This is a genomic window from Mesorhizobium sp. M7A.F.Ca.CA.002.05.1.1, assembly GCF_003998335.1.
Taxonomy (GTDB): Bacteria; Pseudomonadota; Alphaproteobacteria; order Rhizobiales; family Rhizobiaceae; genus Mesorhizobium.
Genome location: NZ_RZQI01000493.1, coordinates 1 through 4,479 on the forward strand (window position 1 = coordinate 1; position 4,479 = coordinate 4,479).

At 64.0% G+C, this 4,479-nt stretch carries 6 protein-coding genes; 1 reads left to right on the plus strand and 5 read right to left on the minus strand.

Annotated features, from left to right (window positions below; genetic code table 11):
• Positions 1-890: succinyl-diaminopimelate desuccinylase (gene dapE, locus EN939_RS22375; RefSeq protein ID WP_127269734.1), on the minus strand; the 890-nt coding region annotated here is incomplete at its 3' end.
• A gap of 126 nt (positions 891-1,016) precedes the next feature.
• Here dapE and EN939_RS22380 point away from each other — a divergent pair.
• Positions 1,017-2,057, plus strand: a complete 1,041-nt coding sequence (locus EN939_RS22380) for a 2-dehydropantoate 2-reductase (protein ID WP_127269736.1) — start codon at positions 1,017-1,019, stop codon at positions 2,055-2,057.
• Here the strand turns inward: EN939_RS22380 and EN939_RS22385 are convergent.
• The 4 genes from EN939_RS22385 to dapD form a co-directional block, all read right to left on the minus strand.
• Positions 1,960-2,733 carry a hypothetical protein gene (locus tag EN939_RS22385; protein WP_127269738.1) on the minus strand — a complete coding sequence of 258 codons (774 nt, stop codon included), beginning with the start codon at positions 2,731-2,733 and terminating at the stop codon, positions 1,960-1,962. The two genes, EN939_RS22380 and EN939_RS22385, sit on opposite strands and share 98 nt — an antisense overlap.
• 13 nt (positions 2,734-2,746) lie before the next feature.
• Positions 2,747-3,124, minus strand: a complete 378-nt coding sequence (locus EN939_RS22390; RefSeq protein ID WP_023810766.1) for a DUF805 domain-containing protein — start codon at positions 3,122-3,124, stop codon at positions 2,747-2,749.
• Positions 3,117-3,479 carry a DUF805 domain-containing protein gene (locus tag EN939_RS22395; protein ID WP_127269740.1) on the minus strand — a complete coding sequence of 121 codons (363 nt, stop codon included), beginning with the start codon at positions 3,477-3,479 and terminating at the stop codon, positions 3,117-3,119. The genes EN939_RS22390 and EN939_RS22395 overlap by 8 nt, the downstream gene beginning before the upstream one ends.
• A 72-nt stretch (positions 3,480-3,551) precedes the next feature.
• Positions 3,552-4,406: a 2,3,4,5-tetrahydropyridine-2,6-dicarboxylate N-succinyltransferase gene (gene dapD / locus EN939_RS22400; RefSeq protein WP_127269742.1), complete on the minus strand. Its 855-nt coding sequence runs from the start codon at positions 4,404-4,406 to the stop codon at positions 3,552-3,554.
• Between the last annotated feature and the right edge of the window lie 73 nt (positions 4,407-4,479).

Consider the following 4,479-nt stretch of genomic DNA (forward strand, 5'->3'; position numbering starts at 1 on the left):
TTCTTGCCCTGCCGGTACTTCCTGCGCCTGGCCGCCTGGTCGAGCCGGTTGTGGATCTCGGCCTGCAGGGTCTCGTCCGTCCAGGTGTCGTTGAAGCGGATGTTGAAGGTCGCGGTCGCTTTGGCCGCAATGACATTGGTGGCGGGGTTGCCGACATCGATGGAGGTGATCTCCAGATTGGTCGGCTGGAAATCCCTGGTCCCCTTGTCGAAAACCGGATGCAGCAAGGCGTCGACCAGGCTCATCAGCCCGCGCACCGGATTGTCGGCAAGCAGGGGATAGGCGACATGGCCCTGGCGGCCATTGACGGTGACCGCGCCGGACATCGAGCCGCGGCGGCCGATCTTGATCATGTCGCCGAGAGCGTCCGGATTGGTCGGCTCGCCGACGACAGAGGCATCCCATTTCTCGCCCCGCGAAGCCGCCCATTCGAGCAGCTTCACCGTGCCGTTGATGGCCGGGCCTTCCTCGTCGCCGGTGATCAGCAGCGAGACCGACCCTTTCGGACCGCCATTGGCCTCGACATGGCGCGCCACGGCGGCGATGAAACAGGCAATGCCGCCCTTCATGTCGACGGCGCCGCGGCCATACATCTCGCCATTGGCGATCTCGGCGGCGAAAGGCGGATGCGTCCAGGCGGCTTCGTCGCCGACAGGCACCACGTCAGTGTGTCCGGCGAACATCAGATGCGGGCCATTGCCGGAGCGCCTTGCATATAGGTTTTCGATATCGGGCGTGCCGTCTTCGGAAAACACCGGCCGATCGACCAGGAAGCCGAGCGGTTTGAGCATCGTCTCCAGCGCGGTCAGCGCGCCGCCCTCAGCGGGCGTCACCGAAGCGCAACGGATAAGGGCGGCGAGGTTTTCGGCGGGATCGGTCGGCAGCGTCATGGCAAAAGCGATAGTCGAAAGCGCAGGGCCTGTCACGGCCAGACATAGGGGCCAGCGTCATGGCTGGCGATGCCGCCAATATTATGGTTTTCATGTCGTATAGCTCCGACCCGGCGCGGCGACAGGATGGCAGACAAGGACAGAAGGATCGTCATAGCCGGTGCCGGCAGCATCGGCTGCTATGCCGGCGGCTGCCTGGCGTTGGCCAACCGAGAGGTCATTCTGCTGGCTCGGCCGCGCATCGAGGCAGCGCTACGGCAGGGTGGATTGCGGGTCAGCGACCTCCAGGGCCGCGATCGCTCGATCAAGCCCGAGGCGCTTGTCGTCACCGTCGATCCGGCCGCCGCTTTGCCGCTGGCGGACGTGATCCTGGTCACGGTCAAGAGCGGCGCCACCCAGGATATGGCGGATCTTATCAAAGCCCATGCCCGGCCCAACGCCGTGGTGATCAGCCTGCAAAACGGTGTCGACAATGCCGACAGGCTGCGTGCTGGAGTTGCCGGACGTACGGTGCTGGCCGGCATGGTGCCGTTCAATGTGGTGCAGTCGCCGGACGGCGAACTGCCGCTGCGCGTGCACCGCGCTAGCGACGGCATGGTGATGGTCGAGGACGGCACCGCCGGCCTGGTCGGCCTGCTTGGCGTCGAAGGGTTTGCGGTCGAAACCCATGGCGACATAAAAGCCGTGCTGTGGGGCAAGCTGCTGATGAATTTGAACAACGCGCTGGTGGCGCTTTCCGGCCTGCCGCTGGCAACCGAACTGGCCGACCGGCGCTGGCGGCTGATCCTGGCCAGCCAGATCGACGAGGCCCTGAGAGCGATGAGAGCGTCCGGCATCGAGCCGGCGCGGATCGCCGGCCTGCGGCCGGCGTTGCTGCCGAAGGTGCTCAGGCTGCCGGACTGGCTGTTCAAGCTGCTGGCGCGGCGCTTGCTGGCGATCGACCTGCAGGCGCGCTCGTCTATGTGGGACGATCTGCAGCGCGGCCGGCCGACGGAGATCGACGACTTGCAGGGCGCCATCCTGCGGCTGGCGGAAAAAGCCGGCACGCCCCTGCCGACGGTCCAGCGGATCACCGCTTTGGTGCGCGCAGCGGAAGCGGAGCGGCTTGGCTCGCCGGGCCTGGCGCCGGAGCAGGTTGTTGCACCGGCCGGCCGTCGATCAACGTGATCTTCTGCCAGATTTTCCGCGACAGGTTGGATGCCAGGTTCTCGATGTCGTTGACGCCGGCGATGACCACGTCGTCATTGACCGACTGCGCGAAGAGCGCTGCGATCTTGCCGGTGATCGACAGCATTTCGGAGCAATAGTCGAGGTAACGCGCCAGGTCGGCGGCATTGGTGATACGGGCCGGCGAGTGCGCCGTCGGCTTGAAATCGGCCGAAAGGGCTGCCGGATCCTTGGTCAGCTGGTGCATGTCGATGACATGGATCAGCGAACGCAGGCCGTGCAGCTGGCGAAACACCCTTTTGCGCTTGATGCGCTCCTCGGTGCGGATCAGAGCAAGCAAGCCCAACACAGCCAGTATGACGGTGTTGATCGAAGCCTCTATGCCTTGCACCGACTGCAGGGCATCGTGGGTTCCCGAAATGCGGTCGATCGGCAAGATGGTACCGACGAACAGGAACACCAGCACACCCGTGACGAAGGCGGCGACGATGAGCCCGCGCAGCCACCAGATCGGTGCTTCGAGCACCTTGGCCGCCTTGGCCAGATCGCGCGACAGCGAGACCAGTTCGGCGGCGACGCCACGCAATCCCGCTTCAGGGAAACGGTCGGCGATCCGCTCTTCCAGCCGCTCGGCGGTTTCGACGATCAGTTTCGGATCAAGCGTGCGGTAGCGCATGTCCGATCGGCCCTCAGGATTGTTCCGGCTCGTTGGTGCGCCGGCCATAGCGGTTGGGTCCAGGCTGCCCTGGAAACAGGCACAACACAAGGAAGGCGACGATCGAGACCACCGGCACGAACAGGATCAGCGCGGCAATGCCCGGCTTGTCCAAATCGTGCAGCCGCTTCACCGCCAGGGCGATGTTCGACCACAGCGAGGCGATGAAGGCGACGAAGAAGATGAACGACCACATGTTGCTCTCGGCCGAACCTTCCGGCACCAGCGTGAAGCGGTAGAGCGGGAAGGCCTGGATGATGGCGACGAGCAACCCGCCAAGAAAATAGGCCGCGCGACTGACGCGGCCCGAGGTTTTGAAGAAAAGCCAGGTGAGATCTGATCTGTCAGGCAAGCGGGTCCGGTCCATATTGATTGGCGCCTCTGGCGCCTTCGAGAATGCCGCATTCCACCAGAAACCAGATCGGGCCGATGAGCGGCACCAGCATGATTAGGCTCCACCAGCCCGACTTGCCGCGATCATGCCAGCGCTTGGCGTAGACTGCGAGCGCGAAATAGATCGAGACCAGAGCGATGAGAATGCCGATGATGCCGATCTGGGCGCCACTGGCGGTGGTGAGACGTGTACCGAGGATCGCATCGAGAATGAAGGCAACGATACCAATGACGATGAAAACGCCAATCGCGGCCCAGAACTTGCCACGGTTGATGCGACCATCAAAACTTGTGAGCAGATACTTCCAGTCCATGTCACCCCTCCATCTTGAACCAGCGCGACCGATTGTCGCGCCGGCGGAAGGTGCGCTCGCTTTGCGCAAAGATCAATCGCGCAGCAATTCGTTGATCGAGGTTTTGGAGCGGGTCTTGGCGTCGACACGCTTGACGATGACGGCGCAGTAAAGGTTGGGACCCGGCTCGCCGTTCGGAAAGGGCTTGCCCGGCATCGTTCCGGCGACGACGACGGAATTGGGCGGCACTTCGCCATAGAAGATCTCGCCGGTGGCGCGGTCGACGATCTTGGTCGACTGGCCGATGAAGACGCCCATGCCGAGCACCGAGCCTTCGCGCACGATGCAGCCCTCGACCACCTCCGAACGCGCGCCGATAAAACAATTGTCCTCGATGATGGTCGGGCCGGCCTGCATCGGCTCCAGCACGCCGCCGATGCCGACGCCGCCGGACAGATGCACGTTCTTACCGATCTGGGCGCAGGAGCCGACCGAGGCCCAGGTGTCGACCATGGTGCCGCTGTCGACATACGCGCCGACATTGACGAAGGACGGCATCAGCACGGCGCCCGGTGCGACATAGGCCGAACGGCGCACGACCGACGACGGCACGGCTCGGAAGCCCGCCTTTTCGAAATCGACGGCACTCCAGCCGTCGAACTTCGACGGCACCTTGTCCCACCACACCGCCTCGCCGGGTCCCCCCTTGATGATCTCCATCGGGTTGAGCCGGAACGACAACAGCACGGCCTTCTTCAGCCACTGGTTGACATGCCACTTGCCGTCGGCCTGCCGCTCGGCGACGCGGACGGCGCCGCGGTCGAGCAGATCGAGCGCCGACTGGATGGCGTCGCGCGTTTCGCCGCGCGTTGCCGTCGAAATCGCGTCGCGTTCCTCGAAGGCCTTCTCGATGGTCTTTTCGAGGCTCGCCAGATCGGGCTTCGACATGAATTCGCTCCATTACCAAGCTGTTAAGGGGCAACGCCTTAACCTGTTTTGAAAGTCGCGCGGACCCCTTGGC

Excerpts from the sequence above, each read along its gene's own strand:
- EN939_RS22380 (WP_127269736.1), top strand. The coding sequence starts at position 1,017 with ATGGCAGACAAGGACAGAAGGATCGTCATAGCCGGTGCCGGCAGCATC.
- EN939_RS22385 (WP_127269738.1), bottom strand. The coding sequence starts at position 2,733 with ATGCGCTACCGCACGCTTGATCCGAAACTGATCGTCGAAACCGCCGAG.
- EN939_RS22395 (WP_127269740.1), bottom strand. The coding sequence starts at position 3,479 with ATGGACTGGAAGTATCTGCTCACAAGTTTTGATGGTCGCATCAACCGT.
- dapD (WP_127269742.1), bottom strand. The coding sequence starts at position 4,406 with ATGTCGAAGCCCGATCTGGCGAGCCTCGAAAAGACCATCGAGAAGGCC.